This window comes from Microbacterium sp. As-52 (assembly GCF_049949185.1).
In the GTDB taxonomy this organism is placed as follows: domain Bacteria; phylum Actinomycetota; class Actinomycetes; order Actinomycetales; family Microbacteriaceae; genus Microbacterium; species Microbacterium maritypicum_A.
This window is the reverse complement of the sequence record NZ_CP188171.1, coordinates 2,483,276-2,496,844: the sequence shown is the minus strand read 5'-3', so window position 1 is coordinate 2,496,844 and position 13,569 is coordinate 2,483,276. Positions and strand designations below refer to the sequence as shown.

The following is a 13,569-nucleotide window of genomic DNA, read 5'->3' as shown; positions in this document are numbered from 1 at the left end:
AGACATGGCCGTCCCGGTTCCCGAACTCGCCCCGCTCACCCCCGGCGCCACCCGTGTGCTCGACGCGGCGTCACGACTCTTCTATGAACGCGGCATCCATGCGGTCGGCGTCGACACCATCGCCGACGCAGCCGGGGTCACGAAGAAGACGCTCTACGATCGGTTCGGCTCGAAGGAAGCCCTGGTCGTCTCCTACCTCCAGCACCGCGACGCACTCTGGCGCGCGCACGTCGCCCGGCACCTCGACCGCACTCCCGAGCCCGGCATCGATCGGGTCCTCGCCGTGTTCGACGCGGCGATCACCTGGTCCGACGAGTACAGCCCGAAAGGGTGCAGTGCCATCAACGCCCGAGCGGAGATCGGCGACGGCCACGACGGCCACCCGGTCTTTCCCGAGGTGTCGCGGCAGAAGGCCTGGCTGCTGGAGCTGTTCTTCGAGCTGTGCCGCGAAGCGCACCTCTCGAAACCCGCCCTGATGTCGAAGGCCATGATGCTGCTCTACGAAGGTGCGATCGTCACGGTCGGGATGGAGACCTTCGCCGAGCCGTTCCAGGTGGCGCGAGAGCTGGCGCGCACCGCTCTGGAGCAGGACCGGCGCTGACCGACCCCGTCAGCCGATCGACCGCTGCGGAGCCACGGTCCGGCGACGGACGAGCGGCATCACGGCAGCGGCGACCACGACGATCGCGGCGACGAGCACCGCCGTGGTGAAGCCGCCGACGACCACCGCGGCGATCGTTCCCAGAACCGCGATCCCGAGACCGCCGCCCAGCGCGAAGCCGACCTCCTGGATCGCGCCGACCTGACCGGCGTCGTCTTCGGTGGTGACATCGAAGAGCGCGGTGGCCGCGAGCGTCGCCCCGATGCCGAAGCCGAAGCCGACGAGAGCCAGCGGCGCGGCGACGACCTCGGGATCGGTGAAGAGCCACGCCATTCCGCCGGCCTGCAGCAGCAGCGCACCGACGGTGAGCGCTTCGGCCCGCACCCAGCGGAGCGCGATCGGGGCGATCACTCCGCCGATCGCGATGGCTGCCGCCTGCGGGAGGATCGCGAGACCGGCCTCGGCGGCGCTCCATCCTCTCGTGTCCTGCAGGTGCAGGCTCACCAGGAGCACGGATGCCGAGGAGACGCCGCTCGCGACGAGGATGCGGGTGATGGCGGGACTGAATCCCGGGATCCCGAACAGGCGCATGTCGATGAGCGGTTCGGACAGCCTCCGCTGGCGAAGGACGAAGAACACGAGGCTGCCGACGGCGACCACTGCGGCGATCCCCGCCGGCACGGGGGCGACGAGCGCCTCGTGCAGGGCGAAGGCGAGCGCGCCGAGAGCCACGATCGACGTGGCGATGCTCGGAAGATCCCATGACGGCGCCCGGGAGCTGCGGGAATCGGGCACCAGCCAGAGGGCGAGCACGCCGGCGAGCACTGCCAGGGGCACACTCCCCAGCAGCAGCCAGCGCCATCCCGGCCCCTCCGCGAGGAGCCCACCCAGAACCGGTCCCAGCGCACTGCCCACTCCGAACGTCGCCGTCCACAGCCCGTACGCCAGCACTCGTTCCCTGGCGTGGTACTTCGCACCGATCGTGGCGACCACGCCGGCGACGACGAACGCCTCGGCGACGCCGAGGAGCGCCCGGACCGCGATGAGCAGCAGTCCGCTCTGCGCGAATCCGCCGACCGCGTTGAGCACCGCGAATCCGGCGAGGCCGATCAGCACGATCCGCTTCCGCCCGAAGGCGTCGCCGATCCGCGCCGCGAGGATGAGCGTCGCTGCGAGCGAGAGCGCGTAGACGTCGGCGAGCCAGAGACCCTCGGTGTCGCTGAGGGCGAGCTCGCCGCGGATGGCCGGAAGCGCCGTGGAGACGCTGCTGATGGCGAGCGCGCCGATCAGGATCCCGAGCAGCAGAGGCACCATCGCGAACCAGAGACGAAGGGTCGAACGCGCAGCGGTCACGGTGGGGGTGGAAGTCACGTGTTCAGTCTGTAAAGTACAGACAGAAGCTGCAAGTACGGTCATTCCTGTCACGTACTGACACCACGGATACTATGGGCGACCGGCACGAGGAGGGTGCGATGAGGGAGAAGACCGAGCGGATCGTGCGCGACTGGTCGGAGTCATGCGACGCCGAGGTGTCGATAGCGGTCCTCGGCGGGGCCTGGAAGCCGAGCATCCTCACGCTTCTCGGCGAGCACGAGGTGCTGCGGTTCGGAGAACTCGGGCGCCTCTTGGAGAACCCCACCGCGCGCGTGCTCACCCGCCAGTTGCGCGAGCTGGAGGAGGACGGGCTCATCACCCGCACGGTGTACCGGCAGGTGCCGCCGAAGGTCGAGTACCGCCTGAGCGCACTCGGCACGAGCGCCACCCCGCTGCTCCTCGAGCTCACACGGTGGGGCACCCAGTACGCCGAACAGCAGCGGGCCGCGACGATCGCCAGCGCACCCGACGACCGGGACGCCGTCGTCGCCTAGGCCGTCGCCTATTCGCTGTCGAGGAAGACCCCGACGCGCTCACCGTCGTACACGAACTGCAGCGCCGTCCCTGAAGGGAAGCGTTCACTCAGCTCCTTGGGAGCGTTGCTGTCGAACGGCACCTCGACGGTCACGGGGAACGTGCCCACGGCGCACCCCGTGTACATGGGTCCGTCGTAGCTCCAGCCCTCGGAGACGTCGAACTCGTCCTTCGCGGGCACCTGGTCCGCACGGAAGACCGTGAGACAGTTCGACCCGACAGAGCCGTTGTAGTATCCACCTGCGCTCTCCACGAGAGCCAGCCCGTAGAAGTCGAACACCGCCGAACTCGGTCCTGCCCCCATCCACCCGGCCGGAATCTCCAGGGTCGACGTCGATTCGAGCGTGGCGATCTGCGGAGCCCCCGACGAGGTGGCCACGGGCGAGATCTTCACGAGCGCGAACGTGATCGCCGCCGACACCGCGGCTGCAGCCACGATCGCGACCACCCACAGGATCCGGGTGGTCCGCACTGAGAACCAGGCCGCCAGACGCTCGGCCGGTTCCTCCTTCGGGGCGGCCTGCTCGGGCGGTTCGGCGCCGGAGCCGATGCCGGTGGCGTTGCTGGTGGCGGCGCCGTCGAACACGTCGAGCGCATCGTCACGCGCCTCCGGAGCGCCTCTCCCGAGCCGCGCCTCTCCCCGCCCGGACGCCACCGACAGAACCGGCTCGGGCTGCCGGACGACCTCCGGAACAGCCGCGACAGCATCGTCGGCAGCGGGCTTCGGCTGCCTCATCGCCTCCAGCTGCTGGAGGCGATGGAGCGCGGCCGGATCGTTCTCGATGTCCGCCGTCGGACCATAGGCGCGGGCCCGGAGGGCGCGAAGCTCGTCATCAGCCGCAGTGCTCATCTCCGGCATCGTCTCACAGGCCGGAGGATCAGCCGCAGAACGCCGAGGCCGAGTTCTTGAGCTGCTCGATGGCCTCGACCGTCTCCGGAGCCTGCAGGTCGGTCATGCCGCCGATCTGGGTCGCGCCCGAGCGGATCAGGTCGCCCAGCTGTCCGTCGACGTTCGACGCGAGCCCCTCGAGCGATGCGACGAGTTCATCGCGGGCGGCATCGGCCTGCTCCGCCGATACCTCGCCCTGATCGAGCAGCGTCTGGTACTGCCCGTAGGCGTCGTCGATCGTGGTGCAGGTCGCCTGGACGTCGATGCCCACGGCGTCGCCGGCCATCTGCGTCACCTGCGAGCACCCGGCGAGCAGCCCGGCGGCGAGTCCGGCAGCGAGAACGACGGGGAGGACCACGATTCGGCGCATGCCACGAGGGTAGCCGGTCCGCCTGACGGCCTCCTGCGCCGCGTGCGATCTCCTGCGGCGCGTGCGACCGCGGGCATGGAGCATGTGCACGGGCGCCCCCGTCTATCATCGCAAGCGCGCGATGGCCGAGGAGGTGGGCGCCTGATGAAGGTCATGCTCGTGGACGATGATGCGGAGATCCGCCTCGGTTTCACGACCGCCCTGCGACGCCGGGGCCACACCGTCGATACAGCCGAGGATGTCGCCTCGGCCCGCCGGCTCGCCGCACTCATCGTCCCGGATGTCGCGATCGTCGACGTCATGCTCCCGGACGGCGACGGGTTCTCGCTGTGTCGCGAGATCCGCACCCGATGGGGCTTCCCGACCGTGTTGTTGACCGCGCGTGATGAGGATGCGGACGTCGTGGTCGGCCTCGACGCCGGAGCCGACGACTACATCGCGAAGCCGGTCAGCGTGGCCGTGCTCGAAGCGCGCCTGCGGACGGTCCTGCGCCGCAGCTCCCGTCTCACCGCCGAGCCGCTGCGGGTCGGCTCCCTCGTGCTGCACGAGGATTCCGCGGAAGCGCTGGCCGACGGCGAGGCCCTGCCGCTGAGCGCCACCGAGTTCCGGCTCCTGCACGAGCTCGCACTGAACGACGGACATGCCCTGAGTCGCTCGCACCTGATCGACGCGGTCTGGGCGCAGTCCCCGCCCGAGACCCCGCGGGTCGTGGACACCGCGATCCAGCGGCTGCGCGCGAAGCTGACTGCGGCGAAGGTCTCGACACCGCAGCTGGAGACGATGCGCGGGATCGGGTACCGGCTGCGATGACCGCACGTCGTCGTCGCCCCACCCTCCGTGCGGCGATCGCGCTCGCCCTCGTGGGCAGCACGATCGCGGTGTCGGTCCTCGTCACCGGGGTCGTGGTGCTCACCGCGGGACGGATCGTCTACGAATCCCGGCAACAGGGGCTGCTCGACGAGTTCTCGACCACCGCGGACGCCCTGTTCACGTCCATCTCCACCGGGTCCCCCGAGGACACCTGGAAGTACTACGCCGAGATCCTTCCCGGCGAGACGGTCATCATCGACCTCGACAGCGGCCGGAGCGCGGGCGAGCTCCGGCCGGACCAGGTGCCGGATGCGCTCGCCATCGACGACACCCGTCGCTCCGGAGACCTGACGTCGCTGATGACCACGCTCGAAGGACGCGATGTCTTCTTCGTCTCCGTGGTGCGGGACGATCTCCCCCAGGACCCGAACGCCCGACTCGCCGTGGTCACGGCGTACTCGATGGAGCCGCAGCGGGAGCAGGTGCGGGAGCTCGTCATCTCCGGGGCGCTCCTGAGCGGCGGCGTGGTGGTGCTCGTCGTGCTGCTCGAACGCCTGCTCGGCGGAGCGTTGACACGCCCGCTCCGCCGTCTGGTCGACACCGCGCAGGCGGTCGGGTCCGGCGAGGGGCCACCGGCGTGGAAACCGTCGTTCGACGACGTCGACCGGGTGGCCGACGCTCTTCGCCTCTCCTCCGAACAGTTGGGGTCCACCATCGCGCAGCTGCAGCGCCGGGAAGCGGAGTCCCGACGGCTCGTCAGCGATGTCGCCCATGAGCTGCGCACGCCCCTCACGTCGATGATGGCGGTCGACGAACTCCTCGACGACGACGACGAGCAGACGACGGCGGAGGAGCGGGCGGTCGCCGCCGCGGTCGTACGCACCGGAACCCGCCGCCTGCATTCGCTGATCGAGCACCTGCTCGAACTCTCCCGCCTCGACGCCGGGGTCGCGCGCGTGCACCGCACGACCGTCTCTCTCCCCGATCTGCTGGACGACGTGATCGACGCGACAGGGGTCGATCACGTCGAGGTGTCGGTCTCCCCCGATCTCCGCATCCACACCGACCCCGCCCGGCTGCACACCGTGGTGGCGAACCTGCTCACGAACGCCTCCAGGCACGGGCGACCACCCCTCACCGTCCGGGTGCACGAAGACGGGAACGCGGTGCACATCGACGTCGGCGACCAGGGCCCCGGCATCGCCGAGGCCGACGCGGAGCGGGTGTTCGACCGCTTCGTCACCACCGACCGTTCGCGCCCCGACGGGGTGGGAACGGGGCTCGGTCTCGCGATCGCCCGCGACAACGCACGGCTCCTCGGCGGAGACCTCACACTCCTGGTCCGGTCTCCCGGGGCGACGTTCCGTGTGACCATGCCCCGCGTGTGACACTCGTGTGACATTCCTCCTCGACACTGGCCGTTCGCCGATGTCGAGAGGTCGTGCCCATGAGTCTTCCCCCGTCCCCTTCTCCGCGCAGACAGGCGTCTCCGAGCGGACAGCGCCGGAGACGCCTGCGGCGCTTCCTCACCCTGACCGCAATCGCCGTCCTGGTCATCGGCGGAGGAACGGTCGCGGTCGCGGCGATCCGGTTGTCGCAGAACGTCACCACGGTCGACCTGCACCCCGCACGCACGGACGAGCCACCCGTCGTCGCGGATTTCGACGGCGAGTTCGACGTGCTGCTCGTCGGTTCCGACGGTCGCGCAGGGCAGGGGGCACAGTACGGTGAGGGCGGCGACGTCGAAGGCAGCAGGAACGACGTGACGCTGCTGCTGCACGTGAACGAGTCGCACGACGCGGCCACCGTGATCTCCTTCCCGCGCGATCTGCTCGTCGACATGCCCGCATGCACCGACCCCGACTCCGGGAAGACCTGGGATGCCGGTCACCGGGTGCAGTTCAACGAGTCCCTCGCCCGCGGCGGACTGGGGTGCGTCGCCTCCACGGTCACGGCGCTGACCGGGATCGACCTCGCCTATGCCGCGGAGATCACCTTCACCGGGGTCATCGACGCCTCCAACGCCGTCGGCGGTGTGCCCATCTGCTTCGCCGGCCCGATCCATGATCGGCATTCCGGGCTGGAGATCCCCGAAGCGGGGACCTACGACCTCAGCGGAGAACAGGCCCTGGCGCTCCTGCGCTCCCGATACGGCGTCGGCGACGGGAGTGATCTCGCCCGCATCTCGACCCAGCAGGTGTTCCTGTCGTCCCTCGTGCGCACGCTGCGCGATCAGTCGACCCTGACGGACCCGGTGAAGCTGTACGGGATCGCCGATGCCGCGACGCGGAACATGACCCTCTCCACGCCGCTCGCCGACCTGGGAACGCTCGCGTCGATGGCGAAGGTCTTCAGCGACCTCCCCCTCGAGAACATCGCATTCGTGTCGTACCCGCACCTTCCCGCGGGCGACCGCGTGGTCCCCGACGAGCAGGCCGCCGCTGTGCTGATGGAACGGGTGAAGGCCGGCGAGACGGTGAACATCAGCGCCGACCACACCGGCCGTGGCAGCGAGCTGTCGGCTCCGAGCGCCCCGCCGTCCGCTGATCCCGACGAGCCGACGACCCCGCCGGACACCGAGACGCAGCCCGAGAACCTGCCCGGGAACATCGACGGGCAGAGTGCGGCGCAGGACACCTGCGTGCGCCCGTACTCCGGATAGCGTCGCGACTGCGGCTCAGCGGGTGCGGTCAGGCGGATCCAGCGGCACCCGCATGTTGAGGATGATCAGCGCCACTCCCCCGATCGCGGAGATCGCTGCGGGGATCCAGAACAGCTGCGGCAAGCCCAGCCACAGCGAGCCGATGCTCCCCACGAAGCCGCCGACCGCGGCGTTGATCGCATAGGAGCTCATGAAGACGCTGGTCGCCATGCCCACACGTGCCGGAACCAGTCGCTGAGCCACCGTGATGCCCAGCACGCCGAACGTCGCGATCACACCGGCCATGAGCACCTGTCCGACGATGAGAGGGACGATGTGCGGCGCGATCAGACCGGCGGACGCGTAGGAGATGTGGGCGGCGACCGCCATCAGGGCGCCGACGAAGAGGACGCGTGTGGTCCCGTACCGAGTCGCGAGTCTCGCGGCGAACGGCATCAGGAGCAGCTCGACGAGGGGCTGGAAGCCGATGATCGCACCGCGCACCCCGGCATCGACGGCGAGCTCACCGTCCATGTACAGCGGCAGGTAGGCGAGCTTGACCGTCTCACCGCACATGATGAGCACGTAGATCGCGGTGAAGACGAGCAGCGGGAGCATCGAACGCGGATGCGGCACGGGCGGCGCGACCGAGACCGGAGCGGCGCCACCGGGCTCGCGGATGGGCGTCGACAGCGCCCTGCGCGCGGCCGCCGAGTCGGTCTTCACCCCGATCAGCGGCACCAGCGAGAGCAGCACGCAGAGTCCTGTGACCAGCAGCAGGGGACGCAAGCCGATGACCGCGCCGAGCACGGCGCCGATGACCGGGCCGACGATCCACCCGAACGCCATGGCCATCCGCATCACCGCGACGACCTCGTTGTCCGCCGGAGTCGGTCTCCGATTCAGTTCGTCTCTCACCGCGGCCTGCAGTTGCGCCGCACCGGCACCCGCCGTGCTCAACAGGAGCATGTTGATGGCGAACGGCATCCATGCCTGCATCGCGACCGCCATCAGGACCCAGCCGACGAATCCGGCGAGCGCGGACAGGCGGAAGACCAGCAGTCGCGAGCCGGCGCGGTCCGACAGCGAGCCCACGAGATACCCGGCGATCGGAGCGGTGAGGTTGGTCAGGAAGTAGAGGCCGGCCTGCGCCGTCGAGAGATGGAGTTCCCCCACGAGGAAGAGGGTGATCTGCGGGATCGTGACCGAGATCCCGATTCCGGAGATGACGAGGCTGACGAACACGCCGCGCAACAACCTCGAGCGGAGGATGTAGCGCGAGGCGGAAACGGGGCTGCCCGATGGGTCCGCGGTTCCTGATTGCCGAGCCGCCACGCGGAACCATCCTCATTGCCGTACGAAAGGGGGAAACGGCAATGCTATCGAGGGGGGACGCGGGCGGAAGACGGTCAGGAGTTGCCGGCCGTCGACTCCAGCTTCGCCATCACCTGGTTGATCGTGAACGACGCCGATTCCTGCCGTGCCGGGAACTCGACGAGCGTCTGCAGCATCCGCGCGACGTACGCCTGTGCCGGGACAAACAGGAAGACGTGGTCGAGCACCCAATCCCAATAGGTGTTCGATGTGATGTCGGCGCGCTCGTATGGATCGGTGCGGAGGTTGAACAGCTTCGGGAAGCGCAGCTCGATGTAGGGCTCCTGCCACACCTGCAGCGTCCCCACGGCACGCTGCTCGAGGAACACGAGCTTCCAGTTCTCGAAGCGCAGCGCCGTGAGGTCGCCGTCGTCCGAGACGTAGAAGAAGTGTCGACGTGGGCTGTGCTCGACGGCACCCGTTATGTAGTCCAGTTGGTTGTTCCCGTCCAGGTGCACCGTGAAGTCCGTGCCGTGCAGCTCTGTTCCCGCCTTCAACCGCTCGGCGATATCGGTGTCTCCGACGGCGGCCAACAGCGTGACGAACCAGTCGTTGTGGCTCACGATGCCGTTGAGCGTCGTACCGGCGGGAATGTGTCCGGGCCAGCGGACCATCGCGGGCACGCGGTACGCGCCCTCCCAGTTGGAGTTCTTCTCATTGCGGAACGGGGTCATACCCGCATCCGGCCAGCTGTTCATGTGCGGGCCGTTGTCGGTGGAGTACATGACGATCGTGTTCTCGGCCAGCCCGAGCTCGTCGAGCAGGTCGAGCAGACTCCCCACGACGTCATCATGGTCGAGCATCGTGTCGTGATAGTTGGACTGCCAACGCCCGGCCCGCCCCTTGCTCTCCTCCTTGGTGTGGGTGCGGAAGTGCATGTGCGTCGAGTTGAACCAGACGAAGAAGGGCGTATCATCCTCGGCCTGGGCGCGGATGAAGTCGGCGGCCGCATCGCGGAACTCCTCGTCGACGGTCTCCATGCGCTTCTTCGTCAACGGACCGGTGTCCTCGATCCGCTGGGTGCCGTCCTCGTTCGCCCACGAGTGGAGCACACCCCGCGGGCGGAACTTCTCACTGAAGCCCGGGAATTCCTCGTCGGTCGGATAGTCGGGGTGCTCCGGCTCCTCCTCGGCATTGAGGTGGTACAGGTTGCCGAAGAACTCGTCGAAGCCGTGCGCGGTCGGCAGATGCTCGTCACGGTCACCGAGGTGGTTCTTGCCGAACTGACCGGTGGCGTAGCCGTGGTGCTTGAGCGCGTCGGCGATCGTGGGGTCTTCGGGCTGCAGACCCAGCTTCGCCCCCGGCATCCCGACCTTGGTGAGTCCGGTGCGATACGGGTTCTGGCCGGTGATGAAGGCCGCGCGCCCCGCGGTGCAGCTCTGCTCGCCGTAGTAGTCGGTGAATTTCACACCCTCGTCGGCAATACGGTCGATGTTCGGCGTCCGATAGCCCATGAGGCCGTCTGAGTACGTGCTCAGGTTGCTGATGCCGATGTCATCGCCCCAGATGATGAGGATGTTGGGCTTGTCAGCCATGACGACTCCTTGCTTCGACGCGTGAGACGGGGCGATCGCCCTCGCTCGAAGCCAAGCACCTTCTCGCGGCTGCGCCCAGGGCGCCTCACTCGGAGCGGGTGAGACGGAATCCGATGTGCGACATACCGGTGTCCTCGGCCTGCGGCGAGCGCGCAGCCGGGCGGAAGCGCAGGCAGTAGTCCGGTGAGCAGAGGTGCGACCCACCCTTGAGCACGCGGCGCGGGATGTCGGGGAAACCCTCCTGCGCGCTGGCGACGGCGAGCAGGTTGGTGCGCTTGCCGGCGTCGACGGGGGTGTCGGAGAGGCGGATGTGCCGAGGGGTGTAGAAGTCGGTCGTCCACTCCCAGACGTTCGCGATCATGTCGTAGAGGCCGTAGCCGTTCGGGGGGTACGAGCCGACCGGCGCCGTACCTCCCACGCCCTGGTTGTCGTAGGGGAAACGTCCGAGCCACGAGTTCGCCTGGGCGATGCCGCCCGGGTAGGCCTCGTCGCCCCAGGCGAAGGGGGCGCCGTCCACTCCCCCGCGTGCCGCGTACTCGTGCTCGGCTTCGGTGGGCAGCCGCATCCCCACCCAGTCGGCGTAGGCGACCGCGTCTTCGAACGCGACATGCACGACCGGATGCTGCAGGCGATCGTCGATCGTCGAGTCGGGTCCGAACGGACGACGCCAGTACGCGCCGGGCTGCCAGCGCCACCAATTGCGCCAATCGCCCAGGTTCGTCGGCCCGGAGGTCGGTGCGAACACCATCGCGCCCGGCACGAGATCGGCGGGATCGGCGCCGGGGAACGCGGCAGGATCGAGCTCGCGCTCGGCGACGGTGACGTACCCGGTGGCGTCGACGAACTCGGCGTACTGTGCGTTCGTCACCTGGTAGCGGTCGATGAAGAACGAAGCGACCTCACGCCGGTGCGCCGGGCGCTCGTCGGGATAGAAGTCGTCTGACCCCATCAGGAAGGTCCCGCCCGGGATGTGGACCATATCGCGCGCGTTCGTCACGTGCTCAGCGTAGTGTCCGGGCTCTGCGACATCCGGACCGATCTGGAAAGATCATCCGCATGATCACCGTTCATCTGCGCTACGAGATCGACCCCGACAAGCTGGACGACTTCACCGAGTACGGGCGCACCTGGATCCGGCTCGTGGAGAAGCACGGCGGCACCCACCACGGCTACTTCCTGCCGAGCGAAGGCGACAGCGACGAGGCCTTCGCCCTGTTCACCTTCCCGTCCCTCGCGGAGTACGAGGTCTACCGGACGGCCTCGAAGACCGACCCGGAGTGCGTCGAGGCGTTCGACTTCGCGCGCAGGACGCGGTGCATCCGCCGCTATGAGCGCCGCTTCCTCAGTCCGGTCTTCGAGGGGGTGTAGGCATGAACCCGCCGGCCGTCGACGTCTCGGCGCTCACGGACGTCGCCACGCTGTCGACCCCGCGACTTCGCCTCGAACCCCTGGGCGTCGCCCACCTCGACGGCGTGTGGGAAGGGTTGCTCGACGACGAGAGCATGCGGCTCACGGGCACGCGTCAGGTGTTCACCCGCGAGGCGGTGGTGCGACACCTCGATTCCCTCGCCGACCGCGACGACCGCGCCGACTGGGCGATCATCGAGCTCGGCTCCGAGGAGTACGTCGGCGAGATCGTCCTCAACGAGCTGGAGCCGGACGATGCGTCGATGAACTTCCGCATCGCGCTGAATCCCGGCCGGCTCGGGCGCGGCTTCGGCACCGAGGCGACCCGCGCCGTTCTCGATCACGCGTTCGACCGCATCGGGCTTCACCGCGTGAGTCTCGACGTCTTCTCGTTCAACCCCCGCGCGCAGCGCTCCTACGAAAAGGCAGGGTTCCGGTACGAGGGCCGCCAACGCGACACGCTGTTCTGGGACGGCGAGTGGGTCGACTCGATCCTCATGTCGGTCTTGAGCACCGACGAGCGGCCCGCCGCTCCCGAAGCCGTTGACATCGCGGATCGCCCCGAGAGAACCGCGGTTCCGCGGCCCCTGAGCGACTTCCCGTTGCACGCGTCCGTCGCCGTGTCGGACATCGACCGCGCCGTCACCTTCTATGAGGGCACTCTGCGGCTCCCCCTGGCACGGTCGGGCCCGAGCGCGCGGATCTCGGGCGGCAGTCGCGTCTATCGCTCAGGCGGCGACGAGGCATTGCACGTCTATCAGTCGACGACCGCAGGCACCTCGCACGCGACCGTCGCGACCTGGTACGTCGACGACCTGGATCAGGTCGTCGACGTACTCACGGCGAACGGCGTCGATTTCCTGCGCTACGACGGACTGAGCCACGACGCTCGGGGCATCACGGCGAGGGCCGGCGGAGGGCGGATCGTGTGGTTCGCAGACCCCGATGGCAACACGTTCGCCCTGGAGAGCGACCGCTGATCGCCGCTGCTCCAACGCGGGTCCTTCGGAAGTACCGGCGGGGCCGGGTCGGAGGTGCCGGCGCCGGGCTGCGGTCAAGACGAGGCCCGACCGGCGACCGCGCGCGATCGACGAGCGCGTGCGGGCGGAGTGCTCAGCCCGCCGCGATCCACGATCGCGTGAAGCCGAGCACGCCGCTGCCGTCGGTGTCGGCGAGCGAGACGCCGACGAACCGCGTCGCCCCCTCCGAGCTCTGCCAGCGAAAGCGGTATTCGTCGGAGAGGACTGCCGCCGCGATCGCCGCCCCCGCGGATTCGGCGGACTGCGCGTTCGCGAAGGCCCCGGTGCTGCGCGCGATGTACGCATCCAGGAGCGAACCGTAGGGACCACCGCTCTCCGGCCGGATCGCGTTCTCGACGAAGGCGCTGGCGACCGCGGCTGGCTCGATCACGCTGATCCCGACACCGAAGCGCTCGGCGACCACCGCGAGCGACTGCATGAAGCCCTCCACGGCGAACTTCGCCCCGCAGTAGGCGTCGGCGAACGGCTGGCCGACCGCCCCGCCGACACTCGTCACCGTGAGGATGCGGCCGTTGCCACGCTCGCGCATCCCCGGCAGCACGAGCTTGGCGAGGTTGACCGGCGCCAGGTAGTTGATGTCGAGCTGCGCCTGGATCTGCTCCATCGTCAGCTGCTCGGCGGTGGCGACGTTCCCCTGTCCGGCGTTGTTCACCAGGACGCGGATGCCGCCGAGCTCCGCCTCGATCTCGGCCACCAGCCGGGCCGCGGCCGCATGATCCACGACGTCGAGGGCGCGCACGTCGACCTCGACGCCCGCCTCGGCCGCAGCGTCCCGCAACGCCCCGGCCTTCCCGGTGTCGCGCATGGTCGCGACGACGTGCAGGCCTCGTCGTGCCAGTTCGACGGCGGCGTGGAGTCCCATTCCGGACGAGGTGCCGGTGATCAGTGCGATGTCGTTCATCAGGCGACTCTACGACCCGCGGTCCGGAATCCCCTGACGGTCACGACCCTGGACTGACGCATGCACCCGCTTCCAGCTAACTTGCACGTTGAT

General features: G+C 68.9%; 14 protein-coding genes. 7 read left to right on the top strand and 7 right to left on the bottom strand.

Features of this window, described 5'->3' with window-relative positions; genetic code table 11:
• Positions 1 to 4 precede the first annotated feature (4 nt).
• Positions 5 to 601: a TetR/AcrR family transcriptional regulator gene (locus ACLFA2_RS11975; protein ID WP_021201267.1), complete on the top strand. Its 597-nt coding sequence runs from the start codon at positions 5 to 7 to the stop codon at positions 599 to 601.
• A 9-nt stretch (positions 602 to 610) separates the two neighbouring features.
• On the opposite strand, the gene ACLFA2_RS11970 is transcribed toward ACLFA2_RS11975, so the two are convergent.
• Positions 611 to 1,972 (bottom strand): MFS transporter, encoded by a 1,362-nt coding sequence (locus ACLFA2_RS11970; protein ID WP_315069832.1) that lies wholly within the window; start codon positions 1,970 to 1,972, stop codon positions 611 to 613.
• Positions 1,973 to 2,073: 101 nt separating this feature from the next.
• On the opposite strand from ACLFA2_RS11970, the gene ACLFA2_RS11965 reads away from it, so the two are divergent.
• Positions 2,074 to 2,469, top strand: a complete 396-nt coding sequence (locus ACLFA2_RS11965) for a winged helix-turn-helix transcriptional regulator (RefSeq protein ID WP_031208053.1) — start codon at positions 2,074 to 2,076, stop codon at positions 2,467 to 2,469.
• An 8-nt stretch (positions 2,470 to 2,477) separates the two neighbouring features.
• Here the strand turns inward: ACLFA2_RS11965 and ACLFA2_RS11960 are convergent, their stop codons facing one another.
• Both ACLFA2_RS11960 and ACLFA2_RS11955 read right to left on the bottom strand, forming a co-directional pair.
• Positions 2,478 to 3,359 (bottom strand): hypothetical protein, encoded by an 882-nt coding sequence (locus ACLFA2_RS11960; protein ID WP_021201270.1) that lies wholly within the window; start codon positions 3,357 to 3,359, stop codon positions 2,478 to 2,480.
• Positions 3,360 to 3,387: 28 nt separating this feature from the next.
• On the bottom strand, positions 3,388 to 3,768 hold the full coding sequence (locus tag ACLFA2_RS11955; protein ID WP_021201271.1) for a hypothetical protein: 381 nt from the start codon (positions 3,766 to 3,768) through the stop codon (positions 3,388 to 3,390).
• A gap of 144 nt (positions 3,769 to 3,912) precedes the next feature.
• Between ACLFA2_RS11955 and ACLFA2_RS11950 the strand changes: the two genes are divergently transcribed.
• The 3 genes from ACLFA2_RS11950 to ACLFA2_RS11940 are packed head-to-tail and all read left to right on the top strand — an operon-like array spanning position 3,913 to position 7,240.
• Complete coding sequence (locus ACLFA2_RS11950; RefSeq protein ID WP_426621368.1) at positions 3,913 to 4,578, top strand: response regulator transcription factor; 666 nt, start codon at positions 3,913 to 3,915, stop codon at positions 4,576 to 4,578.
• Entirely contained in the window at positions 4,575 to 5,966 is a 1,392-nt protein-coding gene (locus ACLFA2_RS11945) for a sensor histidine kinase (protein WP_021201273.1), read from the top strand. Before ACLFA2_RS11950 ends, ACLFA2_RS11945 begins: the two co-directional genes overlap by 4 nt.
• 59 nt (positions 5,967 to 6,025) lie before the next feature.
• Positions 6,026 to 7,240, top strand: coding sequence for an LCP family protein (locus tag ACLFA2_RS11940; RefSeq protein WP_426621367.1), 1,215 nt, complete (start codon positions 6,026 to 6,028; stop codon positions 7,238 to 7,240).
• 15 nt (positions 7,241 to 7,255) lie between these two features.
• Here the strand turns inward: ACLFA2_RS11940 and ACLFA2_RS11935 are convergent, their stop codons facing one another.
• The 3 genes from ACLFA2_RS11935 to ACLFA2_RS11925 form a co-directional block, all read right to left on the bottom strand.
• Positions 7,256 to 8,464 carry an MFS transporter gene (locus tag ACLFA2_RS11935; protein ID WP_167255455.1) on the bottom strand — a complete coding sequence of 403 codons (1,209 nt, stop codon included), beginning with the start codon at positions 8,462 to 8,464 and terminating at the stop codon, positions 7,256 to 7,258.
• 164 nt (positions 8,465 to 8,628) lie between these two features.
• Positions 8,629 to 10,128, bottom strand: coding sequence for an arylsulfatase (locus tag ACLFA2_RS11930; RefSeq protein ID WP_021201276.1), 1,500 nt, complete (start codon positions 10,126 to 10,128; stop codon positions 8,629 to 8,631).
• Between the two features lie 85 nt (positions 10,129 to 10,213).
• Positions 10,214 to 11,107 carry a formylglycine-generating enzyme family protein gene (locus tag ACLFA2_RS11925; RefSeq protein WP_426622472.1) on the bottom strand — a complete coding sequence of 298 codons (894 nt, stop codon included), beginning with the start codon at positions 11,105 to 11,107 and terminating at the stop codon, positions 10,214 to 10,216.
• 77 nt (positions 11,108 to 11,184) lie between these two features.
• Here ACLFA2_RS11925 and ACLFA2_RS11920 point away from each other — a divergent pair, with 77 nt between their 5' ends.
• On the top strand, positions 11,185 to 11,496 hold the full coding sequence (locus ACLFA2_RS11920) for an NIPSNAP family protein (protein WP_021201278.1): 312 nt from the start codon (positions 11,185 to 11,187) through the stop codon (positions 11,494 to 11,496).
• Between the two features lie 2 nt (positions 11,497 to 11,498).
• A complete protein-coding gene (locus ACLFA2_RS11915; RefSeq protein WP_240750578.1) occupies positions 11,499 to 12,515 on the top strand; it encodes a GNAT family N-acetyltransferase in 1,017 nt (338 codons plus the stop codon).
• Positions 12,516 to 12,648: 133 nt separating this feature from the next.
• Here ACLFA2_RS11915 and ACLFA2_RS11910 read toward each other — a convergent pair whose 3' ends face one another.
• Complete coding sequence (locus ACLFA2_RS11910; protein ID WP_021201280.1) at positions 12,649 to 13,476, bottom strand: SDR family NAD(P)-dependent oxidoreductase; 828 nt, start codon at positions 13,474 to 13,476, stop codon at positions 12,649 to 12,651.
• Positions 13,477 to 13,569 lie beyond the last annotated feature (93 nt).